General features: G+C 60.6%; 16 protein-coding genes. 2 read left to right on the top strand and 14 right to left on the bottom strand.

Annotated elements, in window-relative coordinates; translation table 11 throughout:
• Nucleotides 1-532 precede the first annotated feature (532 nt).
• Nucleotides 533-1,675, bottom strand: a complete 1,143-nt coding sequence (locus L0962_RS12790) for a PIN domain-containing protein (protein WP_234086829.1) — start codon at nt 1,673-1,675, stop codon at nt 533-535.
• 105 nt (nt 1,676-1,780) lie between these two features.
• On the opposite strand from L0962_RS12790, the gene L0962_RS12785 reads away from it, so the two are divergent.
• Complete coding sequence (locus L0962_RS12785; RefSeq protein WP_234086828.1) at nt 1,781-2,854, top strand: GIY-YIG nuclease family protein; 1,074 nt, start codon at nt 1,781-1,783, stop codon at nt 2,852-2,854.
• A 304-nt stretch (nt 2,855-3,158) separates the two neighbouring features.
• Here the strand turns inward: L0962_RS12785 and L0962_RS12780 are convergent, their stop codons facing one another.
• The 11 genes from L0962_RS12780 to rpoE all read right to left on the bottom strand — a co-directional run bounded on the left by L0962_RS12780 (nt 3,159) and on the right by rpoE (nt 11,583).
• Nucleotides 3,159-3,416: a hypothetical protein gene (locus L0962_RS12780; RefSeq protein WP_234086827.1), complete on the bottom strand. Its 258-nt coding sequence runs from the start codon at nt 3,414-3,416 to the stop codon at nt 3,159-3,161.
• Between the two features lie 144 nt (nt 3,417-3,560).
• Entirely contained in the window at nt 3,561-4,289 is a 729-nt protein-coding gene (gene recO, locus L0962_RS12775) for a DNA repair protein RecO (RefSeq protein ID WP_234086826.1), read from the bottom strand.
• A 24-nt stretch (nt 4,290-4,313) separates the two neighbouring features.
• Nucleotides 4,314-5,198 carry a GTPase Era gene (era, locus tag L0962_RS12770; RefSeq protein ID WP_234086825.1) on the bottom strand — a complete coding sequence of 295 codons (885 nt, stop codon included), beginning with the start codon at nt 5,196-5,198 and terminating at the stop codon, nt 4,314-4,316.
• The gene (rnc, locus tag L0962_RS12765) at nt 5,195-5,857 is read right to left on the bottom strand and encodes a ribonuclease III (RefSeq protein ID WP_234086824.1); all 663 of its coding nucleotides are present in this window, start codon (nt 5,855-5,857) and stop codon (nt 5,195-5,197) included. The genes era and rnc overlap by 4 nt, the downstream gene beginning before the upstream one ends.
• A gap of 3 nt (nt 5,858-5,860) precedes the next feature.
• Nucleotides 5,861-6,217 (bottom strand): DUF4845 domain-containing protein, encoded by a 357-nt coding sequence (locus L0962_RS12760; protein ID WP_234086823.1) that lies wholly within the window; start codon nt 6,215-6,217, stop codon nt 5,861-5,863.
• A gap of 10 nt (nt 6,218-6,227) precedes the next feature.
• Nucleotides 6,228-7,019, bottom strand: coding sequence for a signal peptidase I (gene lepB / locus L0962_RS12755; protein ID WP_234086822.1), 792 nt, complete (start codon nt 7,017-7,019; stop codon nt 6,228-6,230).
• A 10-nt stretch (nt 7,020-7,029) separates the two neighbouring features.
• Entirely contained in the window at nt 7,030-8,820 is a 1,791-nt protein-coding gene (lepA, locus tag L0962_RS12750; protein WP_234086821.1) for a translation elongation factor 4, read from the bottom strand.
• Nucleotides 8,821-8,878: 58 nt separating this feature from the next.
• Nucleotides 8,879-9,124 carry a glutaredoxin family protein gene (locus tag L0962_RS12745; RefSeq protein ID WP_234086820.1) on the bottom strand — a complete coding sequence of 82 codons (246 nt, stop codon included), beginning with the start codon at nt 9,122-9,124 and terminating at the stop codon, nt 8,879-8,881.
• Entirely contained in the window at nt 9,114-10,532 is a 1,419-nt protein-coding gene (locus tag L0962_RS12740) for a DegQ family serine endoprotease (protein ID WP_234086819.1), read from the bottom strand. Before L0962_RS12740 ends, L0962_RS12745 begins: the two co-directional genes overlap by 11 nt.
• Nucleotides 10,529-10,984: a SoxR reducing system RseC family protein gene (locus L0962_RS12735; RefSeq protein WP_234086818.1), complete on the bottom strand. Its 456-nt coding sequence runs from the start codon at nt 10,982-10,984 to the stop codon at nt 10,529-10,531. Before L0962_RS12735 ends, L0962_RS12740 begins: the two co-directional genes overlap by 4 nt.
• Nucleotides 10,984-11,583: an RNA polymerase sigma factor RpoE gene (rpoE, locus tag L0962_RS12730; RefSeq protein ID WP_234086817.1), complete on the bottom strand. Its 600-nt coding sequence runs from the start codon at nt 11,581-11,583 to the stop codon at nt 10,984-10,986. Before rpoE ends, L0962_RS12735 begins: the two co-directional genes overlap by 1 nt.
• 176 nt (nt 11,584-11,759) lie before the next feature.
• Between rpoE and nadB the strand changes: the two genes are divergently transcribed.
• A complete protein-coding gene (gene nadB / locus L0962_RS12725) occupies nt 11,760-13,337 on the top strand; it encodes an L-aspartate oxidase (protein ID WP_234086816.1) in 1,578 nt (525 codons plus the stop codon).
• Here nadB and L0962_RS12720 read toward each other — a convergent pair.
• Both L0962_RS12720 and fabF read right to left on the bottom strand, forming a co-directional pair.
• Nucleotides 13,312-13,761: a hypothetical protein gene (locus L0962_RS12720; protein ID WP_234086815.1), complete on the bottom strand. Its 450-nt coding sequence runs from the start codon at nt 13,759-13,761 to the stop codon at nt 13,312-13,314. The two genes, nadB and L0962_RS12720, sit on opposite strands and share 26 nt — an antisense overlap.
• Before the next feature lie 22 nt (nt 13,762-13,783).
• Nucleotides 13,784-15,019, bottom strand: a complete 1,236-nt coding sequence (gene fabF / locus L0962_RS12715; protein ID WP_234086814.1) for a beta-ketoacyl-ACP synthase II — start codon at nt 15,017-15,019, stop codon at nt 13,784-13,786.
• Between the last annotated feature and the right edge of the window lie 21 nt (nt 15,020-15,040).

Here is a 15,040-nt window from a genome sequence, read left to right as displayed (position 1 = left end):
TTCGTCGTGCGGATCAATCACCCCCCATCTGGTCCCGCCATAGAGGGCAAGGGACTTCCCCCACAGGGACAGAAAGGACGCTCCAGCCAAGCCAGCACCCAGTTCGACAAATAGCTCACGATGAGCATGTAGTTCCAGCTTAAAACGGTCTCGCAGTACGACTGCCAGGCGCAACAACAGTATCGTCTGCCACGAGTAACGTGCCGGAGACCCGTGTCCTTTTGGTTTTACATCAGGAAGAATCAACGCGCGACGGCTCGTCCACTCGCGGAGTTGTTCCGTCGAGAGTCCGGTAAGTCTTGTTGCATCACGCGTTGTTACCATGTGCATATTTTTGATTACTCACAACCGCTGGAGCCCAAAATCATTTGTATTTTCTCACAAGATCGGGTGCCACACCCGTTCTTGTGCTGATTTCGGTAGAACATAACTTGCTGGATTCGTTAAGGCGAACGGTGTGCACTGCCTGCCCCCCCCTATTTTGATCAACCGTCCGAGGTTGGTACGACGCCCCCCTCTCCTCGCTCAGTAGCTAACACTCGTCACGATCATCACGGTAGTCTGGTTCAACATAGCCAAATCGGGCTCGCCGAATCGTTTCAAGTATCTCCACTTCAGATACTTCGATTTCGTCGATGTTTTGAGAAAAATCGCCTGACAGGGTTACGAGAATGTCTGTGTGGTAGCGCTCATTGGCTTTGTGAACGCAGCCACCAAGGTTGACGTAGTCTTTATCGATTGAGTCGTAAATCGAGAAGCTGAACGTCGCTTCTATTTCAACCTCGACCGTTGCACCTAGACCGAGAACAATTTCTTCATCTGTGATTCGAACAATTTGAACGGTTGCTGTGCCATCAGCACCGCCATCAAGTTCGTGGCTTATATAGCAGGCTTGGACGTCATCCCATTCGTGAGGGAGATAAGAATCGGCCTCAATTTCAATTCTTGAATCATCAATGCTGCGAATAATCGCTTGCTCTATTTCTTGCAGAATCTGGTTACCCCCCGCGAGAAGCGAGGCTTTTCTAATGTGCTCGACAACATTTCGAACCTTGTTGTGCGGCTGGAATTTTTCTAGCGCTTCCGCAAGAGAAGTAAGCACGGTGAGCCGAGGCGAACTTTCAGCATAGTCTTTCCACCCCCCATCATTACTGACCACGATCATGTTGAGATCGTGCTCTTCGGCCCACCCTTCTAGGCTCAACAACGCGAATGCATCTGGAAATTCGCTTTTCTTGTCTTTCTTGGTCTCGAACGGTGGTTCTGTCCCGAAATACATTCCAGTTAACTCGTCGATATCTACGAATTTTGACGATTGAATTATTTCGGCACCAATCTCCACATAGAATCGTCCGAGGCGTTGTTCGGCGATTGACCGATCGCTCCCCTCAACTGAGAGCAGTGCCTCGGCCTGTTTGATTGCTTGCTGACTAACTTTAAGTTGCTTGGCGGCAGAACGAAGGCTTTGGTTAATGGCGTTTCTCGCCTTGCATATTTCGCTAGCAATGTGTGAGATAGCTTCGTTGTGGATGAAGTCTGATATGACTACTGCGACCGGGCTGTCTTTGAACTGACGCAACTGGGCAAGCAAGCCTTCATCGAACTTATACCCTTCGCTTTTCAGGATATCGTTATCGATCGATAGGGCACCAAAGTCGAGTTCAGTAGTATCCATGAAATTTTCCGCTTGAATTATGCCAACTGGGCATCATAGCATCCCGGCAATGCTGATCGAAACATCGCGCATGATGCTAGGACTCAATGGAAGCGAGGTGATTTGTTGGAAATCACGGAAGAGCTATTAGCGGCCGGAGCTAGCGCACGAGGGGGCTTCTCCAAGCAACAACTGGCACTACTCGGTATCGAGTGGCCGCCCTCGCGTGGCTGGAAACAGGCGATCGTTGGACGATCGATTCCTGAGGACGATGTGGAAGAATTTCTCCGCATCGCCGGCCGCCATCTTGTACGCAAAGCCGAAAAAAGCGTACAACCTATTAATTGGTGCGGCTCGCCGGAGCCTATCGACATCTACCTCTACGTTCTGGCACTGACCGATGGCTGCTTTTACGTTGGTCTCACATCCGATGTTGCAAACAGGATGGCGCAGCACTTTGCCGGCGAAGGTGCCGAATGGACCAAGTTGCACGCACCAGTAAAGGTTCTGCACACCATCGGTACTGGCACTAAGGACGGCCGGGCAGCGGAACAGATGGAAGATGAGGTGACCATCACCCTCATGCTCCGTTATGGGATCGATAAAGTGCGGGGCGGCCATTTCTCTTATCCTGACCAGACGCTGGTCGAAACCAATTTGCGAGGGAAAGGCTACTGGGAGCGGATCAAGCAGGCGGAGTTAGGATGTCAGGCCTTTGACACAGAAGCTAGCTGGGCCGATGCTTTGGATCGCTTTATCGAACTGGCTGTGGCCTATTACGATGCTGGCGCCCCTGTCGATCAGCACGACGCTATTTTTGCGGCATGCTACAGGCTCACCCGGTACCACTACTGGCACGAGGATTTTGCGCCTGGCCTGAGTTGGCACTTCTGGAATCGCAAGGGCATTCTGCCCGTGTTGCTTTCATTCAAATTTGGCCGGCCAGTAGGTAGCCGCTTGGCGTCAGCCTATGATGTACTGGCGGCTGCGCTGAATCGTGGACGGGATGGGGCACATCCGCTGCGTCGCCTCTTCCTTTTAGCATGGCAAGCATATGCCCCACCAACGACCGGCAATCAGGCAATGTCCGTAGCACGATTCATGGAATACCTTTCCGAGGAAACGGTGGCTGAATGCCGATACGACGCCTTCGTTTCCGTCTTATTGCCGGAGATGCGGTACCTCTTACGACAAAAATAAGCTGCTCACTTCCGCAAGCACAGCTTTGGAAAATCTTGGTCGTGCTCAACGAACTCGAGTGCTGTTTTTTCTGAAATAGCGGATCAACTGCATTCCTTCATTCATACATGGATATCCAAATTCGTCCGACGAGCAATGACATGTAGTATCCTGACTCTGCACGCATGTATGCATTTCGGATGGCGCGAGCGTAGATATTGGTTCGGCGCTGCCACCAACTCCATTTGCCGATCGCAGAGAAAAGGAACGCCTGGGCGAGGTACGCCCTTCCAAACGAAGTCGTCCGTGGTAAGGAATAGCTTCACTACAGGCCCTTCTTCCGCAGCGTGCCGATGGCCGTCTTGAAGTCGCTCCTGAATAAATGCATGGACAGATCGACTGCCCCACCACCACCGATTTCCGAACGAGTATCCCAAAACTTTGAGCCAGTCAGAAGCAACTCGAACTCCCGACCTTGAACAGTTGCATGCCAGCGGGTGGTCCCTTGGTCCTTTATCGGTGCGAAGGTCGGATCAGGCTTGGCGTAATCGGCAAGCGCCAAAAGCGCTTTCGCCATGTCCATGGCGCGCCACCGTCCTAACTCTTCCGAATCAGCTCTTGGCATGACTTTAGCCCCCTAGCTACTCGGCTTTCAAAGAAAGCCGGCTACTCGACTACATCATTATTTCTACGCGGAATTATGCAGCAACATCTCCTAGGGGACATATCATAGTTCCTGCAACTCCTTGAAAATCTTGCGGGTTTCCAGCTCCTGGCCGCCCAGGTAATAGCTCAGCAGCGTGCGCATCAGCGTCTTGGCCTCGCCGCGCGAGCGCGGGTTGGAGAAATCGCCGGCGCCAAGGTCGAGCAGGCTGCTGCCGCGTACCACCTGGGCGTCGGCTTCGGCATGCGCCAGGCGCACCGGCCCCTGCTCCATCCGGTAAGTGTAGAACGCCTCGGCGGCAATCGGCTCGCCGGCGGCATCATGGTCGAGCATCAGGCCGTAGCCGAGCTCCTGCAACAGCGCTTTCTCGAAGCTGCGCAGATCGCCCTCGCGGGTCGCCGCGTCGCTGTGCGCGGCCAGGCGTTGCAGGGTTTCGGCGTAGCGGGCGAACAGCGTCTGGTGGGCGTCCTCGCGCGGCAGCAAGTGCATCAGCAGTTCGTTCAGGTAATAGCCGCAGAACAGTGCCTCGCCGCCGAGCAGCGGCTGGCCGCCGACCCATTCGGCCTTCATCAGCGTCAGCACCTCGCCCTTGCCGGCCCAGCCGATTTCCAGGGGCTGGAAGCCCATCAGCAGCCCGCGGATCGCCGCCCGCGGCCGGCGCGCGCCGCGCGCCAGCAAGGCCATGCGTCCGAAATCGCGGCTGAAGACTTCGACGATCAGGCTGGTCTCGCGAAACGGCATGCTGTGCAGCACGTAGGCGGGCTGGCCGTCGACCTTGCTGCGCAGACTCATCGCGAAATGTCCCGGATCGGCGGCTTACTCGTAGCCGAGGCTCTTGAGCAGGCGCTCGTCGTCGTTCCAGCCCGACTTCACCTTGACCCAGACTTCGAGATAGACCTTGCCGTCGAACAGCCGCTCCATGTCCTGGCGTGCCTCGCTGGCGATGCGCTTGAGCGATTCGCCGCCCTTGCCGATGACGATCGCCTTGTGATTCTCACGGTCGACGACGATGGCGGCGTAAATCCGGCGCAGGTTGCCCTCGACCTCGAATTTCTCGATCTCGACGGCGGTGGCGTACGGCAGTTCGTCGCCGAGCAGGCGGAAGACCTTCTCGCGGATGTACTCGGCGGCGAGGAAACGCTCCGACTTGTCGGTCAGATCGTCCTCGGGGAACATCAGGCCTTCGTTCGGTAGGTGCTTGCGCGCCTCCTTGAGCAGGTCCTGCGTCTGCCGGCCCTTGGCGGCGCTGACCGGAACCACGGCGGTGTAGTCGAAATCGGCCGAGACTTCGGCGAGGAAAGGCAGCAAGGCTTCCCGGCTCTTCAACAGGTCGGTCTTGTTGATGACCAGGATCACCGGCCGGTCCTTCGGCAACAGGCGCACCACCGCCTTGTCCTTGGCGTCGTAGCGGCCGGCCTCGATGACGAAGAGGACGAGATCGACGTCGTTCAGTGTCTGCGTCACGCCGCGGTTCATCGCCCGGTTCAGCGCGTTCGAGAACTTAGTCTGGAAGCCCGGCGTATCGACGAAGACGAACTGGGCGTCGGCTTCGGTCAGGATGCCGGTGATGCGGTGCCGGGTGGTCTGCGCCTTGCGCGAGACGATGCTGATCTTCTCGCCGATCAGGTGGTTGAGCAGCGTCGACTTGCCGACGTTGGGTCGGCCGACGATGGCGATGTAGCCGGAGCGGATGTCAGTCATGCTTCGAGTGCTTTCAGTGCCTGTTCCGCAGCGTTCTGCTCGGCGATGCGCCGGCTGCTGCCGGTGCCCAGCGTCCGCAAGCGGGGATTGTCGATATCGCAGGCCACTTCGAAGGACTGCTCGTGCGCCGCGCCGCGCGTTTCCAGCAACTGGTAGCGAGGCAGGGGTTTCTTGCGCCCCTGCAGCCATTCCTGCAGACGGGTCTTGGGATCTTTTTGGAACTGCCCCGGCTTCAGTTCGCCGAGCTTTTCCTGGTACAGCCGCTGGATGACCCGATACGCGGTTTCGAAACCGGCATCCAGATAGATGGCGCCGAAAACGGCTTCCAGCGCATCGGCCAGCATCGATGGCCGGCTACCGCCGCCGCTGCGCAACTCGCCCTCGCCGAGGCGCAACTGGCTGCCCAGATCGAGTTCGAGCGCCAGCCCGTGCAAGGCATCCTGCCGGACGAGATTCGCCCGCAAGCGGGAGAGATCGCCTTCCGGCAACTCGGGAAAACGGGCGTAGAGTTCGGCGGCAATCACGCAATCGAGGATGCCGTCGCCCAGAAATTCCAGACGTTCGTTGTTCGGCTGGCCGAAGCTGCGATGCGTCAGTGCCGTGCGCAGTAGCGCCGGATCGGAAAAGACATGACCAAGTCGTTGCGCGAGACTGCCCATGCCTTACTTCGCCGAAGACCCCTTGTAGCGGATCACCAGGCTGACATTGTCGAGCAGCTGGACGCGACGCTCGTAATCGAAGTCGATCGTGATCTGACCGAGATTGTTCTTGTAGATGTCGAGCTGGCTGGACTTGAAATCGGTCAGGTTGTCGACTTCGACGAACTTGTCGAAAGCCTTGCGGATATCGGCGACCGTGGCATCGGGAGCAGCCTGCGCCGCCACCGTCTGCACATCCTTGCGGATCTTGTAGTACTCGGTCAGCGTTGGCACCACCTTCATGCCGAGGATGGCCACCAGGGCCAGCACGATGCACCAGAAGATCAGACCGCTGAGCGAAATGCCACGTTGATGTTTCATCGCTGTCACCTTATTTGAATGTTCCGATACGTCCCAGATCGCCCAGATTCAACCAGATGAAGACCGCCTTGCCGACGATATTGGCTTCGGGCACGAAACCCCAGGCCCGGCTGTCGCGACTGTTATCGCGGTTGTCACCCATCATGAAGTAATGGCCTTCGGGAACCTTGCAGATCACGCCAGCGGCATTGTAAGTGCAATTTCCGCGGTGCGGGAAATCGCCAACACCGGGAATGAAGGCGGGTGCATCTTCGTCGTTCAGGTAGTGGTAATCGACATTGCCGAGTCGGCTCGCGAACTCCTGGGAATAGTACAGGCGCTCGGCATGCAGGTAGTCGCCGACCTTGTGCGAAGCCACCGGCTGGCCGTTGATGGTCAGCTGCTTGTTCTGGTAGGCGATCGTGTCGCCGGGCAGACCGACCACGCGCTTGATGTAGTCGAGCGACGGATCTTCCGGATAGCGGAAGACCATCACGTCGCCACGCTGCGGGTCGTTGATCGGAATGATCTTGGTATTGATCACCGGCAGACGGATGCCGTAGGTGAACTTGTTGACCAGGATGTAATCGCCGACCAGCAGGGTCGGAATCATCGAGCCGGAAGGAATCTTGAACGGCTCGAAGATGAAGGAGCGCAGTACGAAGACGATCAGGATCACCGGGAAGAAGTCGGCGCCCCACTCCACCCACAACGGCTGCTTGCCATTCTGCGCCTGGCGCAATTTCCGGAATTTCAGCACGTCGACCGCATAAAGCAGGCCGGTGACGACGGTCAGCACGAGCAGGATCAGGGCGAAATTCATGCGTTCTCTCTCAGTTGTCCACGCGCAGCACGGCGAGGAAGGCTTCCTGCGGAATTTCCACCGAACCGACCTGTTTCATGCGCTTCTTGCCGGCCTTCTGCTTCTCCAGCAGCTTCTTCTTCCGCGTGATGTCGCCGCCGTAGCACTTGGCCAGCACGTCCTTGCGCATCGCCTTGACGTTTTCGCGGGCGATGATGTGCGAGCCGATGGCGGCCTGGATGGCCACATCGTACATCTGGCGCGGGATCAGTTCGCGCATCTTGTTGGCCAGTTCGCGGCCGCGATACTGCGAGTTGGCGCGGTGCACGATCAGCGACAGCGCATCGACCTTCTCGCTGTTGATCAGGATGTCCAGCTTGACCACGTCGGCCGTGCGGTATTCCTTGAAATCGTAGTCGAGCGAGGCGTAGCCCTTGGAGCAGGATTTCAGCTTGTCGAAGAAGTCCATGACCACCTCGGCCATCGGCATTTCATAGACCAGCTTCACCTGACGGCCGTGGTAGTGCATGTCGACCTGGTTGCCGCGCTTCTGGTTGCACAGCGTGATGACGTTGCCCAGGTAGTCCTGCGGCACGAAGATGGTCGCCTCGATGATCGGTTCGCGGATTTCCTCGATCTTGGAGACTTCCGGCAACTTGGCCGGGTTTTCCACCTGGATGATCGTGCCGTCGCGATTGACCACTTCGTAGACGACAGTCGGCGCCGTCGTGATCAGGTCCTGGTCGAATTCGCGCTCCAGGCGCTCCTGCACGATTTCCATGTGCAACAGGCCAAGGAAGCCGCAGCGGAAGCCGAAGCCCAGCGCCTGCGAGACTTCCGGCTCGTACTGCAGCGAGGCGTCGTTGAGTTTCAGTTTTTCCAGCGATTCGCGCAGCGAGTCGTACTGGTTGGCTTCGACCGGGTACAGGCCGGCGAACACCTGCGGCTTGATTTCCTTGAAGCCGGGCAGCGGCGCGGCGGCCTTGCGGTCGGCGTGAGTGATGGTGTCGCCGACCTTGGCGGCCTTCAGTTCCTTGATGCCGGCGATGACGAAGCCGACCTCGCCGGCGCGCAGCACGTCGCGCGGTAGCGACTTCGGCGTAAACACGCCGACCTGCTCGCACAACTGGTTGGCACCGGTGGCCATGAAATGCAGCTTGTCCTTCGGGCGCATCTCGCCATCGACGACACGCACCAGCATGACCACGCCGACGTAATTGTCGAACCAGGAATCGATGATCAGCGCCTTCAGCGGCGCCGCCGTGTCGCCCTTGGGCGGCGGCACGCGGGCAACCACCATCTCGAGGATGTCCTGCACACCCAGGCCGGTCTTGGCGGAAGCCTGCACGGCGTCGGTCGCGTCGATGCCGATGACGTCCTCGATTTCCTGCTTGGCGTTGTCCGGATCGGCCGACGGCAGATCGATCTTGTTGAGCACCGGCACGACCTCGACGTCGAGTTCGATCGCGGTGTAGCAGTTGGCGACAGTCTGCGCCTCGACACCCTGCGAGGCATCGACGACCAGCAGCGCGCCTTCGCAGGCCGACAGCGAACGGGAGACTTCATAGGAGAAGTCCACGTGTCCCGGCGTGTCGATCAGGTTCAGGTTGTAGACCTTGCCGTCGCGCGCCTTGTAGCTCAGGGCGGCGGTCTGCGCCTTGATGGTGATGCCGCGCTCCTTCTCGATGTCCATCGAGTCGAGTACCTGTGCCTCCATCTCGCGGTCGGACAGACCGCCGCACAAATGAATGATGCGGTCGGCCAGGGTCGATTTGCCGTGGTCGATGTGGGCGATGATCGAAAAGTTGCGGATATGGTCCATTGCAGCCAGTAAAAAAGGGCGCTGCGAGCGCCCTTCGCGATTCGGAAGACCCTGAATTCTAGCGGATTTCGCTCAAATATTCACGGGTTTTGGCGACATCCAGATGATAGTGGCACAGCTCGGTTTCACCGTGCAGCAACACCGGCACCAGTTCGTCGTACTTCGCTTCGAGTGCCGGATCGGCGTCGACGTCGAGTACCGTCACGCGAGCGCCGAATTCGGCGGCCAGCGGCAACAGCGCTGCCTCCATGTCGTGGCACAGATGGCAATAGCCGCGACTGATCAGCGTCAGTTCAATTGCCATTGAGCCCCCGCACGGTCACGAAAGTCTGCATTTCGCCGCGCCGGACCAGCAAGGTGACGTTGGCCCCCTTGTCGAAGCGCGCCAGCAGCTTGTTCAGTTGGTCGACCGTTTTCAGTTCGGTCGTCGTGCCGCGGGCAATCACCGCAATCAGCACGTCGCCCGGCTTGAGGTCGGCGCGCGCCGCGGGGCCGCTGACCTCGTCGACGATCAGGCCGCCGTCGAATTTCAGCTCACGACGCTGTTCGGGCGTCGGTTCGCTGAGCGCCAGACCGAGCCGGTTGACCACCGGTTCGGCACGCGGCGCCGCGCGCCCGCCACGCCCGGCCGCCAGCTTTTCATCCGGCATTTCGCCGATGGTGACGGTAATGTCGCGGGTCGCCCCCTTGCGCCAGACCTGGACAACGGCACGCACACCGGGTTTGGTCGCCGCGACCAGGCGCGGCAGATCGGCCGAACTGTTCACCGGCTTGCCGTCGAAACGAAGGATCACGTCGCCCGGCTCCAGCCCCGCCTTTTCCGCCGGACCGCCCTTCTCCACGGCATTGACCACGGCGCCCATCGGTTTCGCCAGGCCCAGCGATTCGGCCAGATCCTTGCCGACTTCCTGAATCACCACACCGATCCGTCCGCGACTGACTTTTCCGGTAGACCGCAGCTGTTGCTGAATATCCATCGCCACGTCGATCGGAATGGCGAACGAAACGCCCATGTAGCCGCCGCTACGGCTGTAGATCTGCGAATTGATGCCGACCACTTCACCGCGCAGGTTGAACAGCGGCCCGCCGGAGTTGCCCGGATTGATCGCCACGTCGGTCTGGATGAAGGGCACATAGTTTTCCTGCGGCAACGAACGCCCCTTGGCCGACACGATGCCGGCGGTCACCGAATTGTCGAAACCGAACGGCGAACCGATGGCGGCCACCCATTCGCCGACCTTCAGCTGGCCGGGATCACCCAGCCGCGCGACCGGCAGCCCGTTGGCGTCGATCTTGATCAGCGCCACGTCGGTACGCTTGTCGGCACCGACGATCTTGGCCTTGAATTCGCGCTTGTCGGTCAGTCGCACGTTGACCTCGTCGGCCCCGTCGACGACGTGGGCATTGGTCAGGATGTAGCCGTCGCCGCTGATGATGAAGCCGGAACCCAGGGACTTGTTCTCGAAGTCGCGCGGCGCGTTGCCGCCGGGCGCCCGGGGGAAGAAACGCTTGAAGAACTCGAAGGCCGGATCGTTCTCGTCGAACGGCAGACCATGCGCCTGGCCGCGCACCACCTGCGTGGTACTGATATTGACCACGGTCGGCCCCTGCTTGTCGACCAGTTCGGTGAAATCCGGCAACGCACGCGATTGCGCCGATGCTGCGGTCAACACGAAATAAAGCGAAAAAATGCCGAGCAGGCGTTTGATCATGGCGTTTCCTCCGATCGATCCGTCATGCGGGAGAGAATGTAAGGCTGGTCGGCCGCGTTCGCCGCTTCGCCACGGGAACGCTGCAACATCAGCGCGAACCCGGCGAACAGGCCGAGCAATCCGCCCAGCATGGCAGCAACGTCGCCCAGCCAGAGATCCCCGACAATCGCCCCGGCCAGACAGGCGACCACCGGCAAGCCATAGGCCAGGTTGGCGGAGCGCCGGATGTTGCCCGGCGCGACCGCAACGCTGACCGTATCGCCGACCTGCGCACCAACGTCGTTGCGCACCCGGTAGCGTTTCGGCCCGTTGCAGAACATCTGGGTCAGCGACTGGCCGCCGCAACCACCCTTTTCATAACAGCGGCCACAGCCCTGCTGCACTTCGACCAGCGCCTCGCGGCCGTCCAGCGCGCTGACCTGCGCGCGTATCGTGCTGAAACCTTCGGTCATCACCAGCGGCGATCCGGCGCGGTATCCAGCAAGGGGCGCAGACGCGCCGCAACGGCTTCGCGCGCCCGGAAAATGCGCGAACGCACGGTGCCGATCGGACAATCCATGATGCCGGCGATTTCCTCATAGGACAGCCCCTCGATCTCGCGCAGCATGATCGCCGTCCGCAGCTCCTCGGGCAGCGCTTCCATCGCCGCATCGACGGTCTGGCCGATCTGCTTCGACATCAGCAGGCTTTCCGGCGTGTTGATGTCGCGCAGCAAGGCCGCATCCTCGAAGGTCTCGGCTTCGTCGGCATCGTATTCGGTACTGGTCGGCGCACGCCGCCCCTGGGAGACCAGATAGTTCTTGGCCGTGTTGATGCCGATCCGGTACAGCCAGGTATAGAAGGCGCTTTCGCCGCGAAACGCGGGCAAGGCACGGAAAGCCTTGATGAAGGCCTCCTGGGTCACGTCCTCGACCTCGGCCGGGTCGCGGATGAAGCGCGCCAGCAGACGATTCAGCTTGCGCTGGTACTTGCCCACCAACTGGTCGAAGGCGGTCTGATCACCACGCTGTGCCCGCTCGACCAGAACCTGGTCGATCTCGCGCTCACTCATGACTTTGTCTGTTCCCTGAGGGTTGTCGTATGTTGTCGCGAAAGTATAGCGCAGCCGCGGCGCGCACGCCCTCTGCCGCACGGCGCTCAGCCGTGAAGATTGTGACGTTGCGTAACGGTATGAGGGCTTTGGCGCGTGCTATATTTCGCGCCAAACAATTCCCCTAGAGAACAGCCGTGCAGAAATTCGATGTGCTCATCATCGGCAGCGGGCTGGCCGGACAATCGGCCGCGCTCCGTCTGGCGCCGCATTGCCGCGTTGCCCTGGTCAGCAAGCGGACGCTCGAAGATTCCGCCTCGGGCTGGGCGCAAGGCGGCATTGCCGCGGTGCTCGACAGCCAGGATTCGATCGAGGCGCACATCCACGACACGCTGGTTGCCGGCGCCTGGCTGAACGACGAAAAAGCCACCCGCTTCGTCGTCGAAAACGGCCGCCGGGCGATCGAATGGCTGATCGACCAAGGCGTCCCCTTCACCAAGGACGCGTCCGGCTACCACCTGACACGCGAAGGCGGTCACAGTGCCCGACGCGTCATCCACGTCGCCGACGCCACCGGGGCCGCGGTGCAGGAGACGCTGACCCAGAAAGTCCGGGCCAATCCGAACATCACGGTGCTCGAACACCATATTGCGGTCGACCTGATCACCGGGCCGAAAATCGGCCGCGACGAAAACCGTTGCTACGGTGCCTATGTGCTCAACAGCCAGACCGGCGAAGTCCTGACCGTCGGCGCCGACAACACCCTGCTGGCCACCGGTGGCGCCGGCAAGGTCTACCTCTACACGACCAATCCCGATACCTCGACCGGCGACGGCATCGCGATGGCCTGGCGCGCCGGTTGCCGGGTGTCGAACATGGAATTCATCCAGTTCCACCCGACCTGCCTTTACCACCCGCAAGCCAAGTCCTTCCTGATTTCCGAAGCCGTACGCGGCGAAGGCGGCCTGCTCAAACTGCCTGACGGCACGCGCTTCATGCCCGAGCACGACGAACGCGCTGAACTGGCGCCGCGCGACGTGGTCGCCCGCGCCATCGACTTCGAAATGAAGAAGCGCGGCCTGGACTGCGTGCATCTCGACATCTCGCACAAGGGCGAAGCCTTCATCCGCGAGCATTTCCCGAACATCCACGCGCGCTGCCTGGAGCTCGGCATCGACATCGCACGCGAACCGATCCCGGTCGTGCCCGCCGCCCATTACACCTGCGGCGGCGTCGTCTGCGACCTCAAGGGGCAGACCGATGTCGCCGGTCTCTATGTCGCCGGCGAAGCCTCATGTACCGGCCTGCACGGCGCCAACCGCCTGGCTTCGAATTCGCTGCTCGAATGCATCGTCTTCTCGGAAGCTGCGGTCAACGACATGCTGGCGGCCAAAAAGCCCGTGCTGCCCACATTGCCGGCCTGGGACGAAAGCCGCGTCACCGACGCCGACGAGGAAGTGGTCATCTCGCACAACTGGGACGAACTGCGCCGCTTCATGTGGGACTACGTCGGCATCGTGCGCACCACCAAGCGCCTGAAGCGCGCCCAGCACCGGATCGCGCTGCTGATGCGCGAGATCGACGAGTTCTATGCCAATTTCCGGGTCAGCCACGACTTGATCGAACTGCGCAACCTCGTTGTCACGGCCGACCTGATCGTCCGTTGCGCGATGCGCCGCAAGGAAAGCCGCGGCCTGCACTTCTCGCGGGACTATCCGGAACTGGCGCCCAAGGTACGCAACATCGTCCTCAGGCGTCGCCGTCCGGCACGCTGACGCTCGTCACGCCGGCTCGCCAGCGCAGGAATACGCGTAGCCGGCGCAAATCCTCCCCGCCAGCCGAGTCGACCGCAAGAACGAAGCCGACCGGACGCTCGTCCGGCAGCGCCACGCGAAAGGCCGTCAGCAGCGGATGAACGAAGGCGCCGGGCAGCAGATCGGCGGTGCGCCCTGCCGCCGTCGCTTCACGACTCAGGCTGATGCTGCCGTCGGCCTGCAGTCGCAAGAAGCGAAACGGGATACGGGCCAGATGTCGCCAGGCCAGGGCTGCGGTCAACAGCAGGATCAGTGAAAAAATCGCCTGATCCAGCCGACTGCCGGGGTAGGCAAGAACAACGGCCAGCCCGGAAACGACAATGCCGGCCAAACAGGCCGGCATCCATCGCGAACGGTGCACCTCGATCAGGATCGGGAAGCGCACCGTTCGCCTCTGCGCAAGGCGTTCAGATCCGCTTGAAAACCAGCGAACCGTTGGTCCCGCCGAAGCCGAAGTTGTTCTTCAGCGCCACATCGATCTTCATCGGCCGCGCCTGGTTGGCGCAGTAATCCAGGTCGCACTCGGGATCCTGGTTGAAGATGTTGATGGTCGGCGGCGAAATCTGGTGATGGATCGCCAGCACCGTGAACAACGACTCGACACCGCCGGCGCCGCCCAGCAGGTGGCCGGTCATCGACTTGGTCGAATTGACGACGATGGACTTCTGCGCGTCGCCAAAAGCCGCCTTGATGGCGTCGGATTCGTTCTTGTCGCCAAGCGGTGTGGATGTACCGTGCGCATTGACGTACTGCACGTCGGACGGACCAATGCCGGCGTTCTTCAACGCATTGACCATCGAGCGGCGCGGGCCGTCCATGTTCGGCGCGGTAATGTGATAAGCGTCGGCGCTCATGCCGTAGCCGGCCACTTCGGCGTAGATCTTGGCACCACGCGCCTTGGCGTGCTCGTACTCTTCGAGGACCAGAACGCCAGCGCCCTCGCCCAGCACAAAGCCGTCGCGATCCTTGTCCCACGGACGGCTGGCCGTGGCCGGATCGTCGTTGCGGGTAGACAGCGCGCGGGCGGCGCAGAAACCGCCGAGACCGAGCGGCGACACCGTCGATTCGGCACCGCCGGCAACCATCACGTCGGCGTCGCCGTATTCGATGATGCGCGCGGCTTCGCCGATCGAGTGCGTACCGGTCGTGCAGGCGGTGACGATCGACAGGTTCGGCCCCTTGAAGCCGAACTCGATCGACAGGTTGCCGGAGATCATGTTGATGATCGAACCGGGCACGAAGAACGGCGACACCTTGCGCACGCCGGCCGCGTTGTACTCGTCCTTGGTGGCTTCGATCAGCGGCAGACCGCCGATACCGGAACCAATGGCGACACCGACCCGTTCAGGATCGGCGGCGCCTTCCTGGTCCAGGCCGGCATCGCGCACGGCCTGCATGCCCGCCGCCAGGCCGTAATGGATGAAGGTATCCATGCGGCGGGCGTCCTTGGCGGAAATGTACTGGGTGATGTCGAAATTCTTGACCTCGCCGGCAAACTGGACCGGGAAGGTAGAGGTGTCGAAACGGGTGATCGGCGCGATACCGGTACGGCCGGCAATGATGTTCTGCCAGCCCTCTTCGACGCTGTTGCCGACCGGGGAAATCAGACCCAGGCCGGTGATGACGACTCTGCGACGTGCCAAGATGTGCACTCCGAAAGCAAA

It is taken from the genome of Azonexus sp. R2A61, assembly GCF_021401135.1.
In the GTDB taxonomy this organism is placed as follows: domain Bacteria; phylum Pseudomonadota; class Gammaproteobacteria; order Burkholderiales; family Rhodocyclaceae; genus Azonexus.
The sequence above is the reverse complement of the archived record's forward strand: the minus strand, read 5'-3'. Positions and strand labels throughout refer to the sequence as shown.

What these genes read in the sequence shown, in the direction of transcription:
- L0962_RS12790 (WP_234086829.1), bottom strand. Translation starts at nt 1,675, where the DNA reads ATGGATACTACTGAACTCGACTTTGGTGCCCTATCGATCGATAACGAT.
- L0962_RS12780 (WP_234086827.1), bottom strand. Translation starts at nt 3,416, where the DNA reads ATGGACATGGCGAAAGCGCTTTTGGCGCTTGCCGATTACGCCAAGCCT.
- recO (WP_234086826.1), bottom strand. Translation starts at nt 4,289, where the DNA reads ATGAGTCTGCGCAGCAAGGTCGACGGCCAGCCCGCCTACGTGCTGCAC.
- era (WP_234086825.1), bottom strand. Translation starts at nt 5,198, where the DNA reads ATGACTGACATCCGCTCCGGCTACATCGCCATCGTCGGCCGACCCAAC.
- rnc (WP_234086824.1), bottom strand. Translation starts at nt 5,857, where the DNA reads ATGGGCAGTCTCGCGCAACGACTTGGTCATGTCTTTTCCGATCCGGCG.
- L0962_RS12760 (WP_234086823.1), bottom strand. Translation starts at nt 6,217, where the DNA reads ATGAAACATCAACGTGGCATTTCGCTCAGCGGTCTGATCTTCTGGTGC.
- lepB (WP_234086822.1), bottom strand. Translation starts at nt 7,019, where the DNA reads ATGAATTTCGCCCTGATCCTGCTCGTGCTGACCGTCGTCACCGGCCTG.
- lepA (WP_234086821.1), bottom strand. Translation starts at nt 8,820, where the DNA reads ATGGACCATATCCGCAACTTTTCGATCATCGCCCACATCGACCACGGC.
- L0962_RS12745 (WP_234086820.1), bottom strand. Translation starts at nt 9,124, where the DNA reads ATGGCAATTGAACTGACGCTGATCAGTCGCGGCTATTGCCATCTGTGC.
- L0962_RS12740 (WP_234086819.1), bottom strand. Translation starts at nt 10,532, where the DNA reads ATGATCAAACGCCTGCTCGGCATTTTTTCGCTTTATTTCGTGTTGACC.
- L0962_RS12735 (WP_234086818.1), bottom strand. Translation starts at nt 10,984, where the DNA reads ATGACCGAAGGTTTCAGCACGATACGCGCGCAGGTCAGCGCGCTGGAC.
- rpoE (WP_234086817.1), bottom strand. Translation starts at nt 11,583, where the DNA reads ATGAGTGAGCGCGAGATCGACCAGGTTCTGGTCGAGCGGGCACAGCGT.